General features: G+C 64.5%; 22 protein-coding genes. 9 read left to right on the forward strand and 13 right to left on the reverse strand.

Annotated features, from left to right (window positions below):
* The first annotated feature begins 98 nt into the window (after positions 1-98).
* Entirely contained in the window at positions 99-1,121 is a 1,023-nt protein-coding gene (locus CH283_RS22375; RefSeq protein WP_094640483.1) for an NAD(P)-dependent alcohol dehydrogenase, read from the forward strand.
* Positions 1,118-2,593, forward strand: a complete 1,476-nt coding sequence (locus tag CH283_RS22380; protein WP_094640482.1) for a mannitol dehydrogenase family protein — start codon at positions 1,118-1,120, stop codon at positions 2,591-2,593. Before CH283_RS22375 ends, CH283_RS22380 begins: the two co-directional genes overlap by 4 nt.
* Here CH283_RS22380 and CH283_RS22385 read toward each other — a convergent pair.
* From CH283_RS22385 to CH283_RS22405, 6 genes are all read right to left on the reverse strand, one after another.
* Positions 2,577-3,242: a potassium channel family protein gene (locus CH283_RS22385; protein ID WP_082898696.1), complete on the reverse strand. Its 666-nt coding sequence runs from the start codon at positions 3,240-3,242 to the stop codon at positions 2,577-2,579. The two genes, CH283_RS22380 and CH283_RS22385, sit on opposite strands and share 17 nt — an antisense overlap.
* Positions 3,235-4,548: a TrkH family potassium uptake protein gene (locus CH283_RS22390; protein WP_094640481.1), complete on the reverse strand. Its 1,314-nt coding sequence runs from the start codon at positions 4,546-4,548 to the stop codon at positions 3,235-3,237. The genes CH283_RS22385 and CH283_RS22390 overlap by 8 nt, the downstream gene beginning before the upstream one ends.
* Before the next feature lie 248 nt (positions 4,549-4,796).
* The gene (locus tag CH283_RS22395) at positions 4,797-5,759 is read right to left on the reverse strand and encodes an L-talarate/galactarate dehydratase (protein ID WP_303396124.1); all 963 of its coding nucleotides are present in this window, start codon (positions 5,757-5,759) and stop codon (positions 4,797-4,799) included.
* A 12-nt stretch (positions 5,760-5,771) separates the two neighbouring features.
* On the reverse strand, positions 5,772-5,996 hold the full coding sequence (locus tag CH283_RS28995; protein WP_303396123.1) for a hypothetical protein: 225 nt from the start codon (positions 5,994-5,996) through the stop codon (positions 5,772-5,774).
* A 73-nt stretch (positions 5,997-6,069) separates the two neighbouring features.
* Entirely contained in the window at positions 6,070-7,023 is a 954-nt protein-coding gene (locus CH283_RS22400) for a 2-hydroxyacid dehydrogenase (RefSeq protein ID WP_094640500.1), read from the reverse strand.
* A gap of 14 nt (positions 7,024-7,037) precedes the next feature.
* Complete coding sequence (locus tag CH283_RS22405; RefSeq protein WP_094640480.1) at positions 7,038-8,384, reverse strand: enolase C-terminal domain-like protein; 1,347 nt, start codon at positions 8,382-8,384, stop codon at positions 7,038-7,040.
* Between the two features lie 288 nt (positions 8,385-8,672).
* On the opposite strand from CH283_RS22405, the gene CH283_RS22410 reads away from it, so the two are divergent.
* The 4 genes from CH283_RS22410 to CH283_RS22425 are packed head-to-tail and all read left to right on the forward strand — an operon-like array spanning position 8,673 to position 13,495.
* Positions 8,673-10,271 carry an aldehyde dehydrogenase (NADP(+)) gene (locus CH283_RS22410; RefSeq protein WP_094640479.1) on the forward strand — a complete coding sequence of 533 codons (1,599 nt, stop codon included), beginning with the start codon at positions 8,673-8,675 and terminating at the stop codon, positions 10,269-10,271.
* Positions 10,272-10,303: 32 nt separating this feature from the next.
* Positions 10,304-11,230 carry a 5-dehydro-4-deoxyglucarate dehydratase gene (locus CH283_RS22415; RefSeq protein WP_094640478.1) on the forward strand — a complete coding sequence of 309 codons (927 nt, stop codon included), beginning with the start codon at positions 10,304-10,306 and terminating at the stop codon, positions 11,228-11,230.
* On the forward strand, positions 11,230-12,498 hold the full coding sequence (locus CH283_RS22420) for a glucarate dehydratase family protein (protein WP_094640477.1): 1,269 nt from the start codon (positions 11,230-11,232) through the stop codon (positions 12,496-12,498). Before CH283_RS22415 ends, CH283_RS22420 begins: the two co-directional genes overlap by 1 nt.
* 49 nt (positions 12,499-12,547) lie before the next feature.
* Entirely contained in the window at positions 12,548-13,495 is a 948-nt protein-coding gene (locus CH283_RS22425) for a GGDEF domain-containing protein (protein WP_141215202.1), read from the forward strand.
* A 22-nt stretch (positions 13,496-13,517) separates the two neighbouring features.
* On the opposite strand, the gene CH283_RS22430 is transcribed toward CH283_RS22425, so the two are convergent.
* Entirely contained in the window at positions 13,518-14,060 is a 543-nt protein-coding gene (locus tag CH283_RS22430) for a TetR/AcrR family transcriptional regulator (protein ID WP_094640476.1), read from the reverse strand.
* An 81-nt stretch (positions 14,061-14,141) separates the two neighbouring features.
* Here CH283_RS22430 and CH283_RS22435 point away from each other — a divergent pair, with 81 nt between their 5' ends.
* Positions 14,142-15,074 (forward strand): alpha/beta hydrolase, encoded by a 933-nt coding sequence (locus CH283_RS22435; RefSeq protein WP_094640499.1) that lies wholly within the window; start codon positions 14,142-14,144, stop codon positions 15,072-15,074.
* On the opposite strand, the gene CH283_RS22440 is transcribed toward CH283_RS22435, so the two are convergent.
* The 4 genes from CH283_RS22440 to CH283_RS22455 are packed head-to-tail and all read right to left on the reverse strand — an operon-like array spanning position 15,071 to position 19,657.
* Entirely contained in the window at positions 15,071-15,733 is a 663-nt protein-coding gene (locus CH283_RS22440; protein ID WP_094640475.1) for a TetR/AcrR family transcriptional regulator, read from the reverse strand. The genes CH283_RS22435 and CH283_RS22440 overlap by 4 nt on opposite strands.
* The gene (locus CH283_RS22445; protein ID WP_094640474.1) at positions 15,730-16,575 is read right to left on the reverse strand and encodes an SDR family NAD(P)-dependent oxidoreductase; all 846 of its coding nucleotides are present in this window, start codon (positions 16,573-16,575) and stop codon (positions 15,730-15,732) included. Before CH283_RS22445 ends, CH283_RS22440 begins: the two co-directional genes overlap by 4 nt.
* Entirely contained in the window at positions 16,572-18,110 is a 1,539-nt protein-coding gene (locus CH283_RS22450) for a flavin-containing monooxygenase (RefSeq protein WP_255183305.1), read from the reverse strand. Before CH283_RS22450 ends, CH283_RS22445 begins: the two co-directional genes overlap by 4 nt.
* A 56-nt stretch (positions 18,111-18,166) precedes the next feature.
* On the reverse strand, positions 18,167-19,657 hold the full coding sequence (locus CH283_RS22455; protein ID WP_094640473.1) for a SulP family inorganic anion transporter: 1,491 nt from the start codon (positions 19,655-19,657) through the stop codon (positions 18,167-18,169).
* A 378-nt stretch (positions 19,658-20,035) separates the two neighbouring features.
* Here CH283_RS22455 and CH283_RS22460 point away from each other — a divergent pair, with 378 nt between their 5' ends.
* Together CH283_RS22460 and CH283_RS22465 are read left to right on the forward strand one after the other, a co-directional pair.
* Positions 20,036-21,622: a ribonuclease J gene (locus CH283_RS22460; RefSeq protein WP_373454847.1), complete on the forward strand. Its 1,587-nt coding sequence runs from the start codon at positions 20,036-20,038 to the stop codon at positions 21,620-21,622.
* Between the two features lie 158 nt (positions 21,623-21,780).
* A complete protein-coding gene (locus CH283_RS22465) occupies positions 21,781-23,037 on the forward strand; it encodes a lipase family protein (protein WP_094640471.1) in 1,257 nt (418 codons plus the stop codon).
* 8 nt (positions 23,038-23,045) lie between these two features.
* On the opposite strand, the gene CH283_RS22470 is transcribed toward CH283_RS22465, so the two are convergent.
* A complete protein-coding gene (locus tag CH283_RS22470) occupies positions 23,046-23,453 on the reverse strand; it encodes a MerR family transcriptional regulator (protein ID WP_068048924.1) in 408 nt (135 codons plus the stop codon).
* Between the two features lie 30 nt (positions 23,454-23,483).
* Complete coding sequence (locus tag CH283_RS22475) at positions 23,484-24,992, reverse strand: SulP family inorganic anion transporter (RefSeq protein WP_255183307.1); 1,509 nt, start codon at positions 24,990-24,992, stop codon at positions 23,484-23,486.
* Positions 24,993-25,077: the final 85 nt, after the last annotated feature.

The raw sequence follows: 25,077 nt of genomic DNA on the forward strand, positions 1-25,077 counted from the left end.
GAGCAGATGCTCAGCTCGTGTTCATCTGCTCACTAAGCTAACATTAAGGTGTGATCTACACAACACCCCCCGACGGCGGGCGACCCGTGCCACAGTCCATGCAGGCCAGCGTCCTCACCGCAGCACAGGAGATACGACTCGAAGAACGGCCCGTCCCCACCCCCGCGCCCGATCAGGTCCTCGTACAGGTCACGGCGGTCGGGGTGTGCGGTTCCGACGCGCACTACTACCGGGAGGGGCGCATCGGCGAGTACGTGGTCGACGGCCCCCTGGTCCTCGGACACGAGGCCGCGGGCGTCATCGTGGCCGTGGGAAACGACGTCTCCGACGCCCGCGTCGGGCAGCGCGTGTCCATCGAGCCGCAGCGCCCCGATCCCACCAGCGCCCAGTCCCGAGCAGGCCGCTACAACCTGTGCCCGGCCATGGAGTTCTTCGCGACGCCGCCCATCGACGGGGCGCTCGCGGAGTACGTGTCGATCCAATCGACCTTCGCCCACGACGTCCCCGACGACATCTCCGACGAGGCTGCTGCGCTCTTCGAGCCGCTGTCGGTGGGCATCGCGTCGGCCCAGAAAGCACGGATCTCCGCGGGCTCGAGCGTGCTCATCGCGGGAGCGGGGCCCGTCGGGCTCGTCACCGCGCAGGTCGCTCGCGCATTCGGTGCCACCGAGGTGGTCGTCACCGACATCGACGCTTCCCGCCGGGCCAACGCGCAGAGGTTCGGCGCGACTCGCGTGCTCGACCCCGCCGTCGAGGACGTGCGCTCCCTGACGGTCGATGCGTTCATCGACGCGTCCGGTGCGGCCCGAGCCGTGATCGACGGCATCCACGCGGTCCGGCCCGCAGGCACGGTCGTCCTCGTCGGCATGGGTGGATCAGATTATCCGCTGCCGATCTCGCTGATCCAGAACCGAGAATTGCTGCTCACCGGCGTCTTTCGCTACGCCAACACATGGCCGATCGCACGCGCGCTGGTGGCGTCGGGCATGGTGGATCTCGACGCGATGGTGACGGCGCGATTCGGGCTCGATGGCGTCGAGGATGCATTGAACGCGGACAGGCAACCCGGAAGCATCAAAGCCGTAGTGATTCCAGGACTTTCGAAGGAGAACGACGCATGAAGTTGAACTCGCAGAACCTCGCCGACTTCATCGAGGACGTCGCGGTTCCGACGTACGACCGATCCGAGGTGACGGTCGGCATCGTGCATTTCGGTGTCGGCGGCTTCCATCGCGCCCACCAGGCGATGTACGTCGACCGTCTGTTGCAGCAGGGGCAGGCGCTGGACTGGGGAATCTGCGGCGTAGGCGTACTGCCCGGCGACCGGCGAATGAACGACGTCATGCAGGCACAGGACTGCCTGTACACGTTGGCGCTCAAGCATTCCGACGGTACGTGGGACACCCGCGTCATCGGTTCCATCGTCGAGTATCTCTTCGCACCGGACGACGCCGAGGCCGTGATCGAGAAGATGGCAGCAGACACGACGAAGATCGTCTCGCTCACCATCACCGAGGGTGGCTACAACTTCTCCGCGACGACGGGCGAGTTCGACGCCGACAATCCGGCCATCGTCGCCGACCTCGCCGACGGCGCTGTTCCTGCAACGACATTCGGGCTCGTCATCGAAGCGTTGGCTCGGCGCAAGGACCGCGGCATGGCACCGTTCACCATCATGTCCTGCGACAACATCGAGGGCAACGGACACATGGCGCAGTCGACGTTCACCGCGTTCGCGCGCCTGAAGGATCCGGCGTTGGCCGACTGGATCCAAGCCGAAGGCGCGTTCCCCAATTCGATGGTCGATCGCATCACGCCGGTCACGACACCGGAGGTGACCGAGCAACTTTCGCTGCGGTACGCCATCGACGATCAGTGGCCCGTTGCGGGCGAGCCGTTCACGCAGTGGGTGCTCGAGGACAACTTCACCCTCGGCCGTCCACCGCTGGAAGAGGTGGGCGTGCAGGTGGTCGAGGACGTCACCCCCTACGAGCTGATGAAGCTGCGGTTGCTCAATGCCAGCCACCAGGCGCTCGCGTACTTCGGCTACCTCAGTGGCTATCGACTCGTCCACGAGGTGTGCCAGGATTCGCTGTTCGCCGATTTTCTGCTCGCCTACATGGACGAGGAGGCAACCCCGACGCTGCAGCCGGTCCCCGGCATCGATCTGACCGACTACAAGAAGACGTTGATCGAGCGGTTCTCCAACCCCGAGATCCGCGATACCGTCGCTCGCCTGTGCGCCGAGTCCTCGGACCGAATTCCCAAGTGGCTCTTGCCCGTCATCCGCAAGAACCTCGAGACCGGCGGTCAGATCACCCGCTCCACCGCGGTGGTGGCCAGTTGGGCTCGCTACGCCGAGGCCGTGGACGAGTCCGGCGAGCCCATCGAGATCGTCGACCAACTCAAGGATTCACTGGTGCCGATCGCGCAGAGTCAGCGCGAGAACCCCACGGCATTCATCGCCAACCGCGCAGTGTTCGGGGATCTGATCGACAACGAGCGGTTCGTGGCCGAATACACGAAACAACTGTCGTCTCTGCAGGAGCGGGGAGCACGCGAGACGCTGGAATCGCTCAGGTCGACTCACTGAAACGTTCGGCGTCTCGAACCTGACCGGAGACGATGACGGTATCGCCTGCACCGATCACCGTGTCGGCCGTGGCGTAGGTGAATCCTTCGCCCTGACGCTTGACCGCGACGACGGTGACACGGTGTTTGGTGCGTATCCCGCTTTCCCCCAGCTTCTTTCCGATGATGGAGGCGGGCGGAGAGGTCTTGATCATGGCGAAACCGTCGTCGAATTCGATGTAGTCCATCATCCGACCGCGCACCAGGTGGGCGACGCGCTTACCCATGTCGTGCTCGGGCCGCACCACATGGTGCACGCCGATCTGGGTGAGAATCTTGGCGTGCGCGTTGCTGATCGCCTTGGCCCAGATGTTGGACACCGACAGGTTGATCAGCGCGGACGCGGTCAACAGACTTGCCTCGAGATCGGATCCGATGCCCACCACTGCGCGGTCGTACTCGTGAACCGACAGTTGGCGCAACGACTCCTCGTCGGTGGTGTCGGCCACGGCCGCATGCGTGAGCCGGTCCGAGACACGTTGCACCACAGCCTCGTCGGTGTCGATGCCGAGGACCTCGACGCCCTGGCCCATCAATTCCAGCGCCAGCGACTTGCCGAAGCGGCCGAGGCCGAGGACGACGACGACGTCGGAGGACGGTTTCCTAGCCAATGAACGGCCTTTCCGTGGGGAGCGTGTAGCGCCGACCGCGGTCGCGGGCGGCGAGGGCGCTGACCAGAGTGATGGAACCGATGCGGCCCAGGTACATCAGCACGATCAGGATCATCTGTCCCCACCCGGGCAACTGTGCGGTGATACCGGTCGACAGACCGACGGTGGCGAAGGCCGAAACGACCTCGAACAGCAGGACGTCGAGGTCGAAGTCCGTGCCCGCCAGCAACGCGACGACCGGGAGCATGACCAACGCGACGCCGATCAGTGCCACGGTCAACGCCTGACGTTGCACGCGCGCGTCGATCCGACGATCGAACACCGTCACCTCGCGGTCACCTCGGATCTCGGCCAGGATGACGAACAGCAGCAGTGCGAACGTGGTGACCTTGATGCCGCCTGCGGTTCCGCCGCTGCCACCACCGATGAACATCAGGACGTCGGTGACCAGCAGGGTCGCGTTGTCGACATCCGCGTAATCGACACTGTTGAACCCTGCGGTTCGGGGCATGATTCCCTGGAACGTCGCGACGAGCATCTTGTCCCAGAAGCCGAATCCTCCCAGCGTTCTGGACCACTCGAAGAGCATCACCACTGTCGGTCCGAGTACCAACAGAACTCCGGTGACGGTCAGCGTCAGTCGTGTGTGCAGCGACCAGCGGTGGGGCGATCGACCGCCCCTGGCTCGGGACCGAACTCGACGGGCGATCTCGAAGAGAACCGGAAATCCGATGCCGCCCAACACGACCGCGATCAACAGTGGGATGCAGATCCACGGATCGGTGGCGAACCCGATCATGTTGTCGCTGAACAACGCGAAGCCGGCATTGTTGAACGCGGAGACCGCATGAAAGGTCCCCAGCCACAGTGCACGACCGAGAGGCTCGTCGTATCCGAGAAAGAAGCGCGCCGCGAGGGCTGTCGCCACGACGCTCTCGATGATCAGACTGGTGCGGAACACGCCGATGACGACGCTTCGGACATCACCCAGCCCCGAGGTGCGCACCTCCGCGGCCGCGTTGAGCCTGCCGCGCAGACCTATTCGATCGGCCAGGACCAGACCGACCAGGGACGCGATCGTCATGATCCCGAATCCGCCGATCTGAATCAGGGCAAGGATCACGCCCTGCCCGAATCCCGACCAGTACACCGGAGTGTCCACCACGATCAGGCCGGTCAGACTGACGGCGGAGGTGGACGTGAACAACGCCTGCAGAAACCCGGTCTCGCTGCCGGGCACGGTCGCCGCCGGCAGCGACAGCACGCCCGCACCTATCGCGATGGCGAGCGCGAACCCTGTGGCCATGACCCGAACCGGCGTCGGCCTGAAGATCGCGGACCATCGCGATGCCTGGTGAGCGTCTGTCACCCGAGAAACAGTACGCTCCGCTTCGCGCCATGTGAGTGGAAGAGCCGCTTCGCGGCACGTGCACGAAAACTCTTAGCAGAGGTCGAGTTTCCGTGCACCTGGGTCATTCCGCGGGCTCCACTCCCGTGCACCTGGGTCATTCCGCGGGCTCCACTCCCGCGCACCTGCGCGTCAGCGCTCCCGCGTCAGCGCACCACTACTTTTGCCACGGTCCACGCACGTCCCTGTTCGCTCAACGTGAAGCCCAGTCCCGGGCGCGCGGAGAGATGCATGCGCCCGTCTCGCGTCTCGAGATGCTCGTCGAACAGTGGGTCCAACCAGTCGAAGTGCTCCACCCACGTCTGCAGGGGATACACCGCCGCGAGGTGCAGATGGATCTCCATGGCGAAGTGCGGGGCGAGTTGCAGATCGTGATGCTCTGCCAGCGTGGCCAACTTCAGGAACTGCGTGATTCCGCCGATTCGAGGAGCGTCGGGTTGCAGGATGTCGACCGAGCCGGCCTCGATGAGGCGGACGTGCTCACCGACGCTTGCCAGCATCTCTCCCGTCGCGATCGAGGTATCCAGGCTGCGAGCGAGCTGGGCGTGCCCTTCGGCGTCGTAGGCGTCGAGGGGTTCCTCGATCCAGACCAGATCGAACTGCTCCAGAATGCGGCCCATGCGCTGAGCGGTCGGCCGATCCCACTGCTGATTGGCGTCCACCATCAGCGGGACATCGTCACCGAGAAATTCGCGGACCGCCGTGACGCGGGCGATATCGGTACGCCAATACGGCTGTCCCACCTTCAGTTTGATGCCGCCGATGCCGTTGGCCAGTGAGATGGCGGCGTTCTCCATGACCTCCTCGATGGGAGTGTGCAGAAAACCACCCGAGGTGTTGTACGTCTGCACCGAATCGCGCGCCGAGCCGATCAGCTTGGCCAGCGGCAACCCCGCACGCTTGGCTTTGAGATCCCACAGCGCGATGTCGATCGCGGCAATCGCCTGCGTCGCCACACCACTGCGCCCCACCGAGGCTCCGGCCCACACCAGCTTGTTCCAGATCTTGCCGATGTCGTTAGGGTCCTCACCGATGAGGACCGGAGCAATCTCCTGGGCATGCGCAAACTGGGCGGGGCCGCCCGCACGCTTGGAATAACCGAAACCGATTCCCTCATGGCCCTATTCGGTGCGAATCTCCGCGAACAGGAACACCACCTCGGTCATCGCCTTCTGCCGACCCGTGAGCACCTTGGCATCGCTGATCGGATTCTTCAGCGGCAACACGATCGAGGACAATGTCACCTCGACGATGCGGTCGAGGCTTGCAGCCCCGGCGGCCAGGGCCCTGACTGCGGCGTCCGGTGCGGCGAGGCCACTGGTGGGCTTTTCCGTTGCGATGGTCATCGTGCAACTCCTGAGTTCGTCGATTATGTTGCTTCCCAGCCTATTTCGGCGAACTATGCACGTCCAACACCTTTTACCGGCTCAACGATGCCGCCAAAGCATCGACGTTCGACGCGATATCGGCGACTCGGCCCACGAACGTGTGGTGCGTGACGCCCGACGAGTGGGGAGTCATCAGCACGTTGTCGAGTTCACGGAACGGCAGAGAACTCGGTTCGCCCACCCCGTCCGGCCCCGGGTAGCGGTACCAGACATCGATGGCAGCTGCGGCGATCTCGTTGCGAGACAGTGCGTCGAACAGTGGTTGTTCCTGCACCAAGGGCCCACGGCCGACGTTGACGAGTATCCCGTCCTCACCCAGCCTCCGAAGTTCCTCGGCACCGATCATCCCGCGAGTGTGCTCGTTCAACGGTGCGGAGACCACGAGAACATCCGCGAAATCGGCGAGCCTCGTCAGATCCCTTGCATCAGCCACCCATTCGAGGCCCTCGTCCGGAGCTCGTCCGCTGCCGGTGACCGCAGCACCGGTTGCCCCGTACGCCCGAAACAACTGCCACGTTTTTCGACCGATATGCCCGAAGCCGACAAATCCGATGCGAGCACCGCTCAGCGACAACGGTTGCGCGATGCTCGGATCGTAGACAGCGGTCGCGAACCGGCCCGCGCGCAGCGCCCGATCCTGTTGCAGAAACTTACGTCGCAGCATCACGGTCGCAGCAACGACATACTCGGCAATCGACTGCTCGTGGTGAAACGTGTTGCACACCTGCACATCGGGACCCAAGCGGGAACGATCGACATTGTCCGTTCCCGCGCCTGCGACGTGCACCATACGCAGATTCGGCGCAGCGGCACCCATGGCCGCGCTGAACTTGCCACCGACGTAGACGTCGGCATCGGCAAGCTCGTCGATGATGCGGTTTTCGTCGAACGGGATGCACCAGACCACCTCGGCATCGGCGGGCAGGCCCGCCTCGAACTGCTCCCGATGCGGCAGCACATTACGGTCACCGACAACGATCTTCATCCGCGCACCGGAACTCATCGCACCAGGGCCGGCCGCTTGCTGTCGAACGCCCATCCCTCGATCAGGTACTGCATACCGATGGAGTCGTCGCGGGAACCGAGACCTTCCTTCTCGTACAGCTCGTGCGCCGCATCGATCTGCTCGAAGTCGAGCTCGACACCCAGACCCGGCTTGTCGGGCACGGTGAGGTAGCCGTCCTCGATCGTGAACGGCTCCTTGGTCACTCGCTGTCCGTCCTGCCAGATCCAGTGCGTGTCGATGGCCGTGATCGTTCCTGGAGCGGCCGCGGCGACGTGGGTGAACATGGCCAGTGACACGTCGAAGTGGTTGTTGGAGTGCGAACCCCACGTCAGACCCCACGCATCGCACAGCTGCGCTACGCGGACAGAACCGGCCATCGTCCAGAAGTGCGGGTCGGCCAACGGGATGTCCACGGCACCGGATCGGATGGTGTGGCCCATCTCGCGCCAGTCGGTGGCGATCATGTTGGTCGCGGTCTGCAACCCGGTGGCGCGCTTGAATTCGGTCATCACTTCTCGACCGGAGAATCCGCCCTCCGGTCCGACGGGATCTTCGGCGTAGGCCAGGACATCCCGCAGGCCACGACACGTCTCGATCGCGTCCTTCAGCAACCAACCGCCGTTGGGATCCAACGTGATTCGAGCCTCGGGGAATCGCTCGGCCAATGCGCGCACCGCAGCGGCCTCCTCGGCGGCGGGCAGCGCACCACCCTTGAGCTTGAAGTCCTGGAATCCGTATCGGGCCTGCGCCGCCTCGGCGAGGCGCACGATCGACTCGGGATCCATGGCCTCCTCGTGCCTGATGCGCATCCAGTCGTCGGCCCCAGCAGCCTCGTCGGCTGCACCACGGTAGGCGAGGTCGGTCTTGGTGCGATCGGCGACGAAGAACAGGTAGCCCAGAGCCTGGACCTTGTCACGCTGCTGACCGTCTCCCAACAACGCGGCGACGCTGACGCCGAGATGCTGGCCGAGTAGATCCAGTAACGCCGATTCCACCGCGGTCACAGCGTGAATCGCGATCCGCAGATCGAAGGTCTGCGCGCCTCGGCCCCCGGCATCACGATCCGCGAACGTGCGGCGCATCTCGGCCAGCACGGCGTTGTACCGACCGATGCCCTGGCCCTCGACGAGTACCCGTGCATCCTCGAGAGTCTGCCGGATCGCCTCTCCGCCGGGCACTTCACCGACACCGATGCGCCCATCCGAATCGGTGAGCACCACCAGATTGCGGGTGAAGTACGGGGCGTGCGCTCCGCTGAGGTTCAGCAGCATGTCGTCGTGACCGGCAATGGGAATGACGCGCATCTCGGTGACGACGGGGGTGCTCGTGTGGACGTTCATGTCCGACCTCTCTCATACGCCATGGGTGACTCGGCTCACAGACGACACTAGGACTCCCGATCGATTCATGTCCAAGACCATCTGCGCATCGACCGATGCAGTAGTGGCATCGGTAGGCACAACGGGAGCCCATCACACCTGGCAGCGCGATCGATACCGAGAGTGGATCGAATGCGACTTTTTTAGACTTGGACATGTATCGATCGCCCTTCTACCGTGGTGAGCTATGAGCCAGGTCACGCCTCGGCGTCAGTGCACGCACCGCATCACAGCCCTAGGAGTCACCCCATGACAGCGTCGACGACACAGTCCACCACTCTCACCGGCCGGATGATCATCGCCGGCGTCCCGGTATTAGGTGCCGGCGTGCAGATTCACGGAATCGACCCCAGCACCGGCAGAGATCTCGAACCCGCCTACGGGCACGGAGACAACAACGACGTCGAGAAGGCCTGTGTTGCAGCGGCCGACGCCTTCGCCGACTACCGGGCCACGTCCTCGGAGACCCGCGCGCAGTTCCTCGAGACCATCGCAGACAACATCGCGGCGCTCGGCGACACCCTGATCGAGCGCACCGTCGCAGAATCAGGACTTCCGCTGGCCCGCATCACCGGCGAGGTCGGCCGCACCACCGGACAACTGCGTCTGTTCGCTTCCGTTCTGCGCGAGGGCAGTTGGAACGGAGCCCGTATCGATCCGGCCCAGCCCGACCGCGCGCCCCTCCCCCGCGCCGACATCCGCCAGCGACAGATTCCCCTGGGACCGGTAGCAGTGTTCGGTGCCAGCAACTTCCCGCTCGCCTTCTCCGTCGCCGGCGGCGACACCGCGTCCGCCCTCGCAGCCGGATGCCCTGTGGTGGTCAAAGCACACGACGCCCACCCGGGAACGTCCGAGTTGGTCGGCCGCGCAATCGCCGACGCGGTGTCCTCCACCGGAATGCCCTCTGGAACGTTCTCACTGTTGTTCGGCTCCGGCCGCGGACTCGGTACCGCTTTGGTGACCGACCCTCGCATCAAGGCCGTCGGATTCACCGGATCACGCGCGGGCGGAACGGCTCTCGTTGCCGCGGCGGCCGGTCGCCGCGAGCCCATCCCGGTGTACGCCGAGATGAGTTCCATCAACCCCGTCTTCGTCCTCGACGGCGCACTCGCCACCCGCGGAGCCGAACTCGGCCGCGCCTTCGTCGCATCGCTCACCATGGGCTCGGGCCAGTTCTGCACCAACCCCGGTCTCGTCATCGCCGTCGACGGCCCGGGCCTGCAGACCTTCACCGAGGCGGCCACTGCCGCTGTGCAGGAGTCCACACCCACCACGATGCTGACCCCGAACATCGCCGCGAGCTACGCCGAGGGTGTCGACACTTTGAGCGAAGTCGTGACCGAGCTCGCCAGGGGTACAGACGCACAGGCCCCGAACGCCTGCCGCGCAGCGCTGTTCACCACCGACGCCGATACGTTCCTCACCTCCGATGCAGCACAGGCCGAGGTGTTCGGCGCGTCGAGCCTCATCGTTCGCTGCACCGATGCACAGCAGGTTCGCGACGTCGCCGCGCTCCTCGAAGGGCAGCTGACCGCCACTGTCCATGCCGACGAGTCCGATCACACCGAGGCAGGCAAACTCCTCTCGGTGCTCGAACTCAAGGCCGGTCGCATCCTGTTCGACGGATGGCCCACCGGCGTCGAGGTAGGCCACGCAATGGTCCACGGCGGCCCCTTCCCCGCCACTTCCAATTCCCGCACCACCTCGGTCGGATCTCTCGCCATCGAGCGCTTCCTGCGTCCTGTTTCCTACCAGGACGTGCCGAAATCTCTGCTGCCCAATCCAATTGCCGATGGCAACCCAGAGGGCATCTTTCGCCGCATCGACGGCCAGCTCACCCAAGACTGACTCACCCCCACCTAGTTCTCGAGGAGACCACCATGCTCGACGGAGTCCTGTTCTTCCCCGTCACCCCGTTCACTGCCACCGGTGAGGTCGATTACGACCTGCTGGCCGCGCACATCGCGAAGGGTGTCGATGCGGGACCCGGTGGAGTGTTCATCGCGTGCGGCACGGGCGAATTCCATGCCCTCGAAAGCGAGGAGTTCGGCAAGATCGTGCGCACCGCGGTCGACGTCGTTGCCGGCCGCGTCCCCGTCTACGCCGGTGCAGGCGGATCCGTCGCCCAGGCAAAAGCATTCGCCGCGAGCGCGAAGACCAACGGAGCCGACGGAATCCTGTTGCTCCCGCCCTATCTGGTGACGATGCCGCAGGCCGGGTTGGTCAACTACACCGAGGCCGTTGCCGGTGCCTCGGATCTGCCACTGATCGTTTACAACCGCGGTAACGCTCGCTTCACCGAGGACTCGGCCGTCGAGGTGGCGCAGCTCCCCACCGTCGTCGGATTCAAGGACGGTACAGGCGATCTCGATCAGGTCGGCCGCATCGTTCGGGCAGTGCTGGATGCCCTCGAGCCGTCGGGCAAGCCCTTCCAGTTCTTCAACGGCCTGCCCACCGCCGAGGTCTCGCAGCAGGCCTACCGCGCCATCGGTGTCACGCTGTACTCCTCGGCGACGTTCGCCTTCGCGCCCGAGCTTGCGCTGGCGTTCTACCGATCCCTCGACAGCGGAAACGAGAAGCTCACAGCCGCACTGCTGCGCGAGTTCTTCCACCCGCTGGTTCGCCTACGCGACAAGGTTCCCGGCTACGCCGTCTCTCTCATCAAGGCAGGCGTGACGATGGAGGGCATCGAGGCAGGCCCCGTGCGCCCGCCACTGGTGGACATCAGTGCACCGCACCTCGAAGAACTGACCGCGATCGTAGCCGCCGGCCGGGCCGTGCTGGCGGACGAGCTCGCGGTGCACTGATGCAGGATCCGATTCTGATCACCGGCGCTCGGATCACCCCGATCGCGTTCGTCGACCCTCCGTTGCTCAACACCGTCGGTGTACATCAGCCGTACGCACTGCGCGCCATCATCCAACTCGATACCGATGCAGGAATCGTCGGACTCGGTGAGACCTATGCCGACACCGCACACCTGGCTCGTCTCGACGCGGCGGCCCAGGCCATCACCGGCCTGGACGTGTTCGCACTCAACGCGATTCGTGACGCCGTCGACTCCGTACTCGGAACCCTGTCGATCACCGGTGGTGACGGCGTCGCCGGAATGATCACCACGGCCAGCACCACCGACCGTGTGTTCTCACCCTTCGAGATCGCCTGCCTGGACGTCCAGGGAAAAGTACTGCAACGACCGGTGTCGGATCTGCTCGGCGGCAAGGTGCGCGATTCGGTTCCGTTCAGCGCGTACCTGTTCTACAAGTGGGCTGCGCATCCCGGGCAGCAGCCCGACGAATGGGGCGAGGCGATCGATCCGGAAGGCCTGGTTCGGCAGGCTCGAAAGATGATCGGCGAGTACGGCTTCGAGGCCATCAAGGTCAAGGGCGGCGTCTTCCCGCCCGACGAGGAGATCGCCGGTATCAAGGCGCTGCGGGAGGCATTCCCCGAGCTTCCGCTCCGGCTGGACCCCAACGCGGCGTGGACGGTCGACACCTCCATCCGCGTTGCCGCCGAGCTCGACGGCATCGTCGAGTATCTCGAGGACCCGACACCAGGACTCGACGGGATGGCCGAGGTCGCGCGGGAGGCGAAGATGCCACTCGCGACCAACATGTGCGTCGTCGCGTTCGATCATCTACGGCCCGCGGTGGTGAAGGATTCGGTGCAGGTGGTGTTGTCCGACCATCATTACTGGGGCGGCCTGCAACGATCGAGGTTGCTCGCCGGAATCTGCGAGACCTTCGAGCTGGGTCTGTCGATGCACTCGAACAGCCACCTCGGCATCAGTCTGGCCGCCATGGTGCACCTGGCCGCGGCGACGCCCAATCTGACCTACGCCTGCGATACGCACTGGCCGTGGAAGAACGAGGACGTCGTCGTACCCGGGGTGTTGAACTTCGTCGACGGTGCGGTGGCCGTGCCCACCGGGCCGGGGTTGGGCATCGAGATAGACGAGGCCGCCCTCGCAGCGCTGCATCAGCAGTACCTCGACTGCGGTATCCGCGACCGCGACGACACCGGCTACATGCAGAGCATCGATCCGAGCTTCGAGAACACGTGCCCACGCTGGTAGGGGGCTAAACTCGCAGCAGGTCGTGGGGACCGTGCGAGAGGCTAGTGGTGTGAACAGTGGCTGGCAGTACTCCCCTGCCTCGGTAGCGCGGACGTCCGGGGTCAATTGCCTCGTCAGCGGGTTGGTCGGTGTCGTCATCGTCGTCGCGGCGTCCCCCCGGGCCGCCGCGGTCCTGTGTGCGCTGGCTGTGCTGTGGTGCGCACTGGGCGTGTACATGATTGCCGCAGCTCCGGTACTTTCCCGGCGGCTGTACCTGTTGATGCATCTGTCGGGCCTGACGAGTATCGCCTTGTTCTGCACCGCTGCGGGCGGCGAGATCGCGGCGTTGTCCGGGATCTTTCTCCAGCTACTGTTGGTGACGCCGGCGTTCATCGTCCTGCCCGCCCGTATCGCCTGGCGTACAACGGTTCTCAACGCGAGCTACATTGCGTACCTGGGCATCGCGGTGGGAGACCTGCACCCCGTTCTGGTGGTCAACGCCGAGCTCGTTGTCGTGGCAATCGCGATCTCTGCGGCCTGGGTCCAGAGCGTGGCATCGACCTCCGAGATCGACGATCTGACCCGACTCGCGAATCGGCGGCGATTGACCAGAGAGCTGGACGCTCGGCCGGGAACGGTCGCGAGCGGAAAGATCGACGCCGTCGCCGTGGTGGACATCGATCACTTCAAGGTGATCAACGACGACTTCGGGCACGCGGCAGGCGATCACGCACTCGTCACCGTGTCGGATGCACTACGCAACTTCCTCCCGCCGCAGCATCTGCTGAGCCGCTCGGGCGGCGACGAATTCACCGTACTGTGCATCACCGGCACGGGTGCCGAGCTGCGCACCGCCATCGATCGAGTGCGGACGGAGTTGCCCGCGGACCTGACGATCTCGGTAGGGGTGGCTTGTCGACAGGACGGAGAGACCGCCCGCGCGACCCTCGAGCGCGCCGACCGAGCGCTGTACGAGTCGAAGAAACTGGGCCGAAACCGAACGACCATCCACGACTGACGTTCCAGCGATCCGACAACCGTCAGACGCCGACCTTGCGGAAGAGCAGATCGATGATCGCCCGCTTCGACGACTCGTCCTGCGGGTGCGTCAACATGGCCTCGACGACGAAGACGATCATGCGAGTCGTCGGTTCGATCTCGGCTTCACCGACCTCCTCGCGGCGTAGCTCGGCGGCGATCCACTGCTCCCACAACGAGTGAAAATTGTTGTGCCATTTGTCGAGACACGAGGATACCGAGGTGCGGGAGTGCACTGTGTCGACCAGCCGGTGATACTTCTCGAGCTCCTCCACCACCCAGAGGACCTGCTCGTTCACCGAGAGCCCGGTGAGCGCGGCGAACCGAGCAAGCGCATCGGTGTGAATCTCGTCCAGCACCCCGACGAGTAGCTCGTCCTTGTCACCGAAATACCAGTAGATCGTATTGGTGGTCACTCCGGCCGCAGTCGCGATCCGCCCCATCGGCGTGTGCTCGTAGCCGTCGTCGACGAACAGCGACCGAGCGGCGCTCACGATCTCGGAGCGCTTCTCGGCGCGATCGACGGGTCGACGGTTGCGCGGCATCTCGACATCCTATCTTGATCGGCATTCAAGACAGTGCTAGCTTCTTGAATGCCGATCAAGGACCAGACGAAGGACCACCACATGAGCGCCGACGACCAGGCCGGATACACCCGCACCGACGAATGGTTCGACTCCGAGGGAGTGCGCTGCGCCGCTGCGGTGTATCGGCCGACCGGAGCCACCGCCGACACACCGGCCGTGGTGATGGCCCACGGATTCGGCACCCCGCGTGCCATTCGCCTCTTCGCCTACGCGGAGATCTTCGCCCGCGCCGGCTACACGGTTCTCGTCTTCGACTACCGCCACTTCGGCGACAGCGACGGCCAGCCGCGGCAGCTCCTGGACATCGGCAAGCAACTCGTCGACTGGACCAACGCCGTCGCCTACGCCAGGACTCTCGACGGTGTGGACTCCGCTCGCATCGTCGGTTGGGGCACCTCCTTCGCCGGCGGACACGTGCTCACCAGGGCAGGTGCCGGAGAGAATTTCGCCGCTGTCATCGCTCAGGTTCCGCACGTCGACGGCATCGCTGCCGTGCGCGCCACCGGACTTCGGCGCACCATGAAGCTCGCCCCATCGGCAGTGATCGACCAGATCCGCGCAGTGCGCGGGAAATCCCCCCGGTACGTCGAATCCGTCGGCTACCCCGGTGATGTCGCTGTGATGGCCACGCCCGACGCCGCGCCCGGCCGCGACAAACTTCTCGCCGAGTCCGGGCTCGAATCCGGTGCCTACCCCGAAACCGTTGCAGCACGGATCCTTCTACGCATCGGGCTGTACTCGCCCGGTAGAACCGCGTCGAAGATCACCTGTCCGGTACTGGTACAGATCATGTCGGAGGACGCCATCACGCCGGCGGCGGTGTGCCAGAAGGTCGCGCGCAGGATTCCCGACGCCACCGTGCACATCCACAAGGGTGGGCACTTCGACCCCTACGTGCAGCCACTGTTCCCGACCATCATCGAGGAACAACTCGCATTCCTGAAAAGGGTTGTGCCGGTGAGCCAGGGCTAGTGGCGCACTGATTCCGCAGCGAGGGGCGCGACGATGTTGGCGAGCATGGTCGCGATGGTCGCGACGACGATGCGTCGGTCTGCGGCGTAGCCACTCTGATACCAGGTCATCGCGGTGTGGCTGATGCCGCCGATGGCCGCGGTGGCGAGCAGGTCGACATCCAGATCGGGGCCCGAGGGAACCTCGCCCGCGAACGTACGAAGGTAGCCGAGCAGCAGTGTTCCGAATTGCTGCATCACCGTCAGGTACGTCTGCTCGACGCGGGGGCTGACCCCGAGCACCTCCATCCACACCACTCGGGCCAGGTGCGGATCTTCGATGACCTGGAAGAAGGGGTCGAGCAACTGCTTCGCAACATCCCTGAGATCACCGTCCCGATCCACCTGCACGATTGCGTCGGATACCGAATCGGTGAGGCGTGCAATGCATTCGGCGTAGACAGCGAGCAGCAAGTCCTCGGTCTTGTCGAAGTGCCGATAGAAGTCTCGATCGGCGATCTTGGCCTCGCGGCACAGTCCGCGGACCGTCGCGGCGCGGTATCCGACGCTGCCGAACACCCGTAGCCCGGCGTCGAGCAGCTGCCGCCGCCTGCGATCGTCGCGGTCGGCCGCGCTCTCACCGCCGTAGGCGCGACCTGCGGCTTCGGACACCGTGCTCATGACCGTCGGGCATCCAATTCGGCAGTCAGACGGATCAATTCGGCGTCCCGTTCCATCGCGGCGTCCATGATCGGGTTCACGATGCCGCGCAGTATCGAGATCGGGATCCAGCGACCGGGGACGGCGATACGCGCAGCCCGCCGTTCGATACCTCGAACGGCCACGCGCGCGAGCTTGTCCGGCGTGATCGGACGGAGCAGGGGCGAGGGAAAAGCCCGGTCGATCATGGCCGTCGCCACGTCGTCGCCGCCGAATGCGACCTCGGCGATCGGCGTCGCCACCCATCCCGGATACAGCACTCCAGCAGTCGCTTTCGTGCCCGCAAGTTCCGCCCGCAAAGCACGACCGAGCTGCTCGACCGCCGCCTTCGAAGCCGCGTACGGCGCATTCGCCAGGCCGTTGAGGTACGCGTACGTGGACGAGGTGAGCAGCACGTAGCCCCCGGACTCGACGATGTGCGGCAGAGCGGCCCGCACCGTGTTCCACACGCCGATCAGGTTGACGCCGATGACCCGCTCGAAGACTCCGTCGTCCACGGAGCGAACGGTCGATGCCTTCGCACCGCTGGAGATTCCGGCGTTGGCCATCACCATGTCGAGCGTGCCGAAAGTGTCGATCGCGGTTGCGACGGCTGCGTCGAGCTGCTCGCGCACCGTGACGTCGGCGTACGCGATCGCCACGCGCTGGTTACCCAGCTTCGCCGCCACCGATTCGAGATCGGTGGACTTCATATCGACCAGAACGATCGAGGCACCGCGTCGATGCAGCGCAGTGGCAACGGCGGAACCGATTCCGCCTGCCGCGCCGGTGATCAGCGCGACCTGGCCGGTGTGCTTGCTCATGCCGATACCTCGTCCTTCGTCGTCGCCTCGGTGGACGACCGGTGGATGTGATGGGCCTCGGGCCGAAAACGCTTGGCCCACCGGCGGAATGTGAAGCTGAACCCGGGGAACATGGCCACGACGTGTCCGGATTTGGACTGGTACCAGCTGTGGCAGCCACCGTCCTTCCAGACTGTGCCCTCCATCTCGCGATGAATCGTGTCGGTGTATTCCTGCTCGGCAGCTGCGGTGACCTCGATGGCCGTCGCACCCACCTGCCGGACGGCGTCGACGGCCCGCACGATGTACTCCATCTGCGCCTCGATGAGGAAGATCGCAGAGGTGTGGCCGATTCCGGTGTTCGGCCCGGTGACGACGAACAGGTTGGGGAATCCAGGAATCGTGGTACCGAGGTAGGCACGTGGGTAGGGATCCCAGACGTCGGACAGGGCTCGGCCGTCACGTCCGATCACCGGGTACGAGATGACGCCGTCGGTGGCGTCGTATCCGGTGGACCACACCAGAAGATCGACATCGACGTGTTCGCCTGTGGTGGTGACAATTCCGGTCTCGGTGATTTCCGAGATGCCGTCGTTCTTGTCGTGCAGGGTGACGTTCGCCTGCCCCAGCGCGGGATAGAGCGTGTTGGACAGCAGAACCCTCTTGCACCCGATGACGTAGTCAGGGGTGACCTTCGCTCGAAGCTCGGAATCCGGCACCTGAGACTCGATGTGTTTCAACGCAGTTCGCTGCGCCACCGCCTTCAACATAGTCCGCGAGTACTTGAAGCCGATGATGCGAGTTTCGAGACTCCAGTAGATCCCCGCGCGGACCAGCCTGCGGATCGGTTCCAACTTCAGCAACCTGCGCTGCCACGGCGTGAATTCGCGATCGTGACGGGGCATCACCCAGTGCGGGGTGCGCTGGAAAACGTGCAGCTGTTCCACGTCGGGTTGGATCGCAGGAATCACCTGTGCGGCACTGGCACCGCTGCCGACGATGGCCACCCGCTTGCCGGCGTGGCCGTACTCGGTGTCCCAGTCGTTCGTGTGAAACTGCTTGCCCTGAAACTTCTCTCGGCCAGGGAACGGTGGCACGACGGGAGTGCTGAGGGGTCCCGAGGCATTGACCACGAACTTCGCCGCATACTCGCCGCGCGAGGTGGAAATTGCCCAGTGATCACCGACCCATTCGATCTTCTGCACATCCGTGTTCGCATGTGTTCGAGCAGGCAACCCGTTGGAATCGAGCACGTGCTGGGTGTACCGATCGAGTTCCTCACGTTCGGCGAACATCCGCGTCCACTCGAACGGCTCCGACGCAATCGAGTAGAGCGGACTCTGCACATCGACGGCTGCACCCGGGTAGCGGTTCTGCTTCCACGTGCCACCGAGGAAGGGACGCCTTTCGAGAATCACGAGGTCGTCGATTCCCCGATCGAGCAGTGCTTTCGCGGCGCACTGGCCACCGAAACCGCTGCCGATGATCACCGCGGTGTGAACATGCATGCTGACGAACCCCTCCCGCACGAAACGCGATCCGATGACGCGCGTCATCACTTTAAAGTGATGACGCGCGAGTCCGCAATGGTTTCGGAACCGGACTTGCTGCGTCAGTGCCCGCCGGACAGCTGCCCACTCAATCGAACGTGCCGTTCGGCAGATGCGGCGTTCAGTCCGATGATCCGGACATGTTTGCCCTTCGCCTCGTACTTCGAGGTGATGGCATCGAGGGTCGCCACGGTCGACGCGTCCCAGATGTGCGACTCGGACATATCGATGACGACGTTCTTCGGATCTCCCACGTAGTCGAACTGATAGATCAGATCGTTGCTCGACGCGAAGAACAACTCACCCTTCACCGCATACACGCGAGTGTCCTCGTCGGGATGAGCCACATCGACGACCTCGGTCAGGTGAGCGACCCGTCGGGCGAACAGCACCATCGCGGTGACCACTCCCACCACGACTCCGTAGGCCAGGTTGTGGGTGGCGACGGTGACGACCACGGTTGCCAGCATGACTGCTGTTTCACTCCTGGGCATGCGCCGCAACGTCTTCGGTTGAATGCTGTACCAATCCATCGTGCCGATCGCGACCATGATCATGACGGCCGCCAGCGCGGCCATCGGAATCAACGCCACGATATCGCCGAGCCCGACCACGAGAATCAGCAGAAACACACCGGCGAGGAACGTCGAGATGCGCGTCCGGGCACCCGAGGCCTTGACGTTGATCATCGTCTGGCCGACCATCGCGCAACCACCCATGCCGCCGAAGAAGCCGGTGATGACGTTGGCTGCGCCCTGGCCCCAGCTCTCGCGGGTCTTGTTCGAGTGCGTGTCGGTGACGTCGTCGACGAGCTTGGCGGTGAGCAACGACTCGAGCAGCCCGACGATGGCCATGGCCAACGCGTACGGAGCGATGATGCTCAGGGTTTCGAGGTTCAGGGGAACGTCGGGAAACAGCAGTGCGGGCAGGCTCGACGGCAGCTCGCCTTCACCGCCGACGTTGGGGACGTTCAGCGCGAACACCACCGTGGCAACGGTCAGCAGCACGATGGCGACCAGAGGTGCGGGAACGACGGAGGTGACCTTGGGGAGCAGGAACATGATCAGCAGACCGACGGCCACCAGCGGGTACACCAGCCACGGAACGCCGATGAGCGACGGAAACTGCGAGGTGAAGATCAGAATTGCCAGTGCGTTGACGAAGCCCACCATGACGCTGCGAGGAATGAAGCGCATCAGCTTGGCAACGCCGAGGACCCCGAGAACCACCTGGAGGACGCCGGCGAGGATGACGGTGGCGATGAAGTAGTCGAGGCCGTACTGCTTGGCGACCGGGGCGATGACCAGGGCAATCGCTCCGGTGGCCGCGGAGATCATCGCGGGGCGACCGCCCAGGAACGCGATGGACACGGCCATCGTGAAGGACGCGAACAGGCCCACTCGCGGATCGACGCCGGCAATGATCGAGAACGCGATGGCCTCGGGGATCAGCGCCAACGCGACAACCAGGCCGGCCAGCACCTCGGTTTTGAGCATTCGGGGGGACCGCAGGGCACCCATGACGGTAGGAATCCGCTCGGCGGAGTCGCTCATATCTCTCCATTCGTGATCGATGGACTTCACGTGCCGACCAACGGCCGCTCTCGTCCATGGGTGGGCGCATCGCTGCGCCCGAAGGCTTTGTTCGTGGAGCCCGATGGGCATCTCACGCGTCCCGCACACATCAGGTGGGGGAGAAACAGTCGGGAAACTGATCCCTACTCTTACGCAACAGTAGAGTTGACGCAAATCGACAGTCTTCGGACCGGGGTCGACACCAGGTCGGAGGCCCCCCGTAGCGTAAGAGGCATGTCGAGATCACCACGGAACCGCAGATCCCCCGCCGCACCGAGAAAGCGATCCTCCTCCGCGCTCCAGGCAGGGCACCTTCGCGTGATCGCGACCGGCGGTCTCGGCGAGATCGGTCGGAACATGACGGTCTTCGAATACGACGGAAAACTGCTGATCGTCGACTGCGGCGTCCTGTTCCCCGAAGAGCACCAGCCCGGCGTCGACGTCATCCTCCCCGACTGGAGTTGCATCCGCGATCGTCTCGACGACGTCGTTGCGATCGTCCTCACCCACGGACACGAGGATCACATCGGTGGCGTCCCGTACCTGCTGCGCGAGCGCGGCGACATCCCCGTCATCTCGTCGCGGCTGACGCTGCACTTCCTCGCTGCCAAGTTCGAGGAGTTCAAGGTATCGACAAAGCTGATCGAGGTCGAGGCGGGGCAAACCCGTCAGGAAGGCCCGTTCGAGCTCGAGTTCATCGCCGTCAACCACTCGATTCCCGACGGTCTCGCCATCGCCATTCGCACCGACGCCGGGCTTGTGCTGCACACCGGCGACTTCAAGATGGACCAGTTCCCGCTGGACGGCCGGATCACCGATCTCCGTAGCTTCGCACGCCTCGGCGAGGAAGGGCTCGATCTGCTTCTCGTCGACTCCACCAACGCCGAAGTTCCCGGGTTCATGGTCTCCGAACGCGATCTGGTCCCGGCCATCGAGAAGGTGTTCCGCGAAACGACGGGGCGCGTGATCGTGTCGAGCTTCGCCAGTCACGTGCACCGCATTCAACAGGTACTCGACGCCGCGCATGCGCAGGGCCGCAAGGTTGCGTTCGTGGGCCGATCGATGGTGCGCAACATGAAGATTGCAACCGATCTGAATTACCTCGATGTGCCCGACGGGCTCGTCGTCGATCTACCGAAGCTCAACCGTCTTCCGGCGAACAAGATCACGCTGATCTGCACCGGATCGCAAGGCGAGCCTCTCGCCGCGCTGTCGCGGATGGCGTCGGGTGAGCATCAGATCAAGGTCGGCGACGGCGACACCGTGCTGATGGCGAGCAGCCTCATTCCCGGAAACGAGAACGCGATCTACCGCGTCATCAACGGTCTCGTCGACAAGGGTGCACGCGTGGTGCACAAGGGAAATGCGAAGGTGCACGTCTCCGGTCACGCCAGCGCAGGCGAGCTCGTCTACTGCTACAACATCCTCGAACCCGCCAATGTGCTTCCCGTACACGGTGAGTCGCGGCATCTGCGCGCCAACGCCGATCTCGCGATCAGGACCGGCGTTCCCCGCGATCGAGTGTTGATCGCCGAGAACGGAAGCGTCATCGATCTGTTCGACGGCGTCGCGCAGATCACCGGCTCCGTCCCCATCGAACTGATCTACGTCGACGGCAGTGCCGTCGGCGGTGTGACGGAGGATTCGCTGGCCGAACGTCGCCTGCTCGCGAACGAGGGCGTGCTGACGGTCATCGCGATCGTGGACCCCGACACCGGCCTGCTGGTCGACGACGTCGACTTCATCGGACGCGGATTCGCCCACGAGGCCAACGCTTTCGACTCACTCGCCAAGGCGATCGGCAAGACTCTGACCCGCGAGAGCGACGGGAACGTCGCCTCACGCGAGCACATCGAGAAGCGCATCGTGCAGGAATCGGCGCGGTGGGCCAAGCAGACCCTTGGCCGTCAGCCCCTCATCGTCCCGGTGGTCGTCGACGGCTGAAGCGTCTCGTGTGAGTGGCGAGGTGACGTGACGCCGAAGCAATTCATCATGGTTCGATCCGAGAAAATAGTGCGTTCGGCCCCTGTAGATGGTTCCGGCCCCTAGAGTCGTTTGGAAAGCTCCGGTAACGATCCGGAACTTGGACCGGGGGGTCTCAGATGGGGAAGTACGCGAAGTTCGGCCGTCGGTGTGCAGCGGCGGTCGCTGCGGTTTCGTTGGTGGTGTCGGGCGGGCAATGGTCGGCGGGTGCCGATCCACTCGGCGATTTCCAGAATCCACCGCGAACCGCCGAATCGATCGCCGCGACACCGCTCGACGATCCGTGGGTCGTTCCGCCGCCCGGATACGAAACAGCCGCTCCCGGAACAGTTCTGCGGACCCGCAGCGTCACCGCCGGACCACTCGTCACCCCGGTCACCACCACCCAACTGCTGGTCGCCTCGACCGACGCGAAGGACCGCCCCGCTGCCATCGTCACCAGCGTCATCGTCCCGACCGCACCCTGGACCTCGCCGGGTCCGCGCCCTGTTGTTGCCTACAACATGGCCATCGATTCGCTCGGCGCCACGTGTGAGCCATCGTGGACCATGCAACGGGGCATCGCTCCGGAATTGGCGCCCGTGCAGCTGCTTCTGGCGCGGGGCTACGCCGTCGTAGTCACCGACCATCAGGGGCCACGCCATGCGTACGCCGTCGGACCGATGGCGGCGCACGCCGTACTCGACGGTCTGCGCGGCGCGGTCACGACCGCCGCGCTCGGCCTCGATCCGACTGCGCCCCTGGGTATTACGGGCTACTCGGGTGGGGCGATCGCATCGGGCTGGGCCGTGCAGGAGGCTCCGGCCTACGCCCCCGAACTGAACATCGTCGGCGCAGCGTTCGGCGGAACGCCCACCGACTTCGCGCTGCTACGTCAGTCCATGAACGGCAACGCAGCGTCGGCGGTGTTCCTCGCGGCAGCGATGGGCGTTGCGCGCGAGTACCCGGAGATGCTGTCGCTCTACAACGACGACGGGTGGCGGCTCGCACAGGCGTCGAAGGACCTGTGCATCGTCGGGATTGCACCGTTCGGAATCGTTGCTCCGATCCGCATCGAGTCACTGTCCATCACTCCCGATGCGTTCGATTCGCCGCTGGCGCTCGCAGTTGCCGATCAGAATCGATTGGGAGACGGCGGAACCCCGACGGCACCGGTGTTCCTATATCACGGACAGCAGGAGTTCTGGATTCCGAAGGAAGGTCCCGAGGCCGTGTTCGACAAGTGGTGTTCACGCGGAGCCGACGTCCGCCTCGAGGAATACCTGGGTGAGCACAGCATCGTTGCCGGCAGTGGAGCTCCCGGTGCATTCGCGTGGTTGGACGACCGCCTCGCGGGAATTCCGGTTCGACCTGGATGCAGTAGCTTCGGCCGCTAGAGCCGAACCTACTCGCTCCGGGCTGGTGCCCCGCGAGTCGACAGCACCTCGGTCAGTTCCTCGGCGTAGGCGAGCTGCCGCCGCAACGTGCGGCAGCTTTCCTCTGCCTTGGCGTGGCATTCACGCACGAAAGCCGCGGCCGACGACCGATCGTCGTCGGTCGCGTTCGCATCGCCCAGAACGTCGAGGGATTCGAGTAGCTGCTTCATCTCGGCCAGCGTGAAGTCCAGAGGCTTCATCCGACGGATGACGAGCAGGCGTTCGACATCGGACTCGGTGTACAGCCGGAAGCCGCCGACGGTCCGAGCAGAGGGCGTGACCAGGCCGACGTCGTCGTAGTGACGCACCGTACGGATGGACAGCTCGGTTCTCTGAGCTACCTGCCCGATCTGCATGTGCATGCCGTCGTCTGCCATGTGCCGCCTCTCCTCGACCGCCCACCCTAGTCAGTGTTCGGCACCGAGGTTTCCACTGAGGCGCTCGTGCCGCTCGATCGACGGCGCGTTCAGGCCGACGATCTCGACCGTCTTGCCCTTCGCTGCGTACTTGGTGGTGATGGCATCGAGGGTCGCGACGGTCGACGCGTCCCAGATGTGCGACTCCGACATGTCGATGACGACGTTCTTCGGATCTCCCACGTAGTCGAACTGATAGATCAGATCGTTGCTCGACGCGAAGAACAACTCACCCTTCACCGCGTAGACCCGGGTGTCCTCGTCGGGATGAGCCACATCGACGACCTCGGTCAGGTGGGCCACCCGTCGGGCGAACAGCACCATCGCGGTGACCACACCGACCAACACGCCGTAGGCGAGGTTGTGGGTGACGACGGTGACCGCAACCGTGGCCACCATGACCAGGGTCTCGCTCTTGGGCATGCGCCGCAACGTCTTCGGATGAATGCTGTGCCAGTCGAAAGTGCCGATGGAGACCATGATCATCACCGCGACTAGTGCGGCCATCGGAATGAGCGCGACGATGTCGCCGAGGACGACGACCAGGATCAGCAGGAAGACTCCGGCCAAGAATGTCGAGATCCGCGTACGCGCACCGGAGACCTTGACGTTGATCATGGTCTGGCCGATCATCGCGCAGCCCCCCATACCGCCGGTGAATCCGGTGACCAGATTCGCCACGCCCTGGCCCCAACCCTCGCGGGTCTTGTCGGAATGCGAATCGGTGATGTCGTCAACGAGCTTGGCCGTCATCAGAGACTCCAGCAGGCCGACGAGCGCGATCGCAAGTGCGAACGGCGCGATGATCGACAGTGTGTCGAACGTGAACGGCACGTCCGGAATCAGGAACGACGGCAGCGAGGACGGCAGTTCGCCCTCGTCGCCCACATCCGGAACCGCCAACGCGAAGACGAGTGTGACGCCGGTGAGTATCACGATCGCGATCAGCGGTGCCGGCACGATGGTCGTCAGCTTGGGCAGGAAGAACATGATGAGCAGGCCCACGGCGACCATCGGGTAGACCAACCACGGCACCCCGATCAGGTACGGCACCTGGGAGCTGAAGATCAGGATCGCCAGCGCGTTGACGAATCCGACCATGACGCTGCGCGGAATGAATCGCATCAACTTCGCGACACCGAGAACGCTGAGCACGACCTGCAGCACTCCGCCGAGAATCACTGCTGCGATCAGATAGTCGAGACCGTACTCGCGCGCCAAGGGAGCGACGACCAGCGCAATCGCTCCGGTGGCCGCGGAGATCATCGCCGGCCGGCCGCCGACGATGGAGATGGTGACGGCCATCGTGAACGACGCGAACAGCCCGACGCGCGGATCCACGCCGGCGATGATCGAGAACGAAATGGCTTCCGGAATCAACGCCAGCGCCACGACCAGGCCTGCGAGCACTTCGGTCTTCAGCCGCTTCGGCGATCGCAATGCACCCAGCACCGAGACGTCTTCGACGGCGGTGGCAGGCACCTGGGCAGCTCGAGACACGACGGCTCCATTCGATGAGTGCAGGGGACGTCCTGCGCGGGCGACTCTACTCTTACCGGAGGGAAGGTTGCTACTCGTCGCCGCT

It is taken from the genome of Rhodococcus sp. 05-2254-2, from assembly GCF_002259095.1.
GTDB lineage: Bacteria > Actinomycetota > Actinomycetes > Mycobacteriales > Mycobacteriaceae > Rhodococcoides.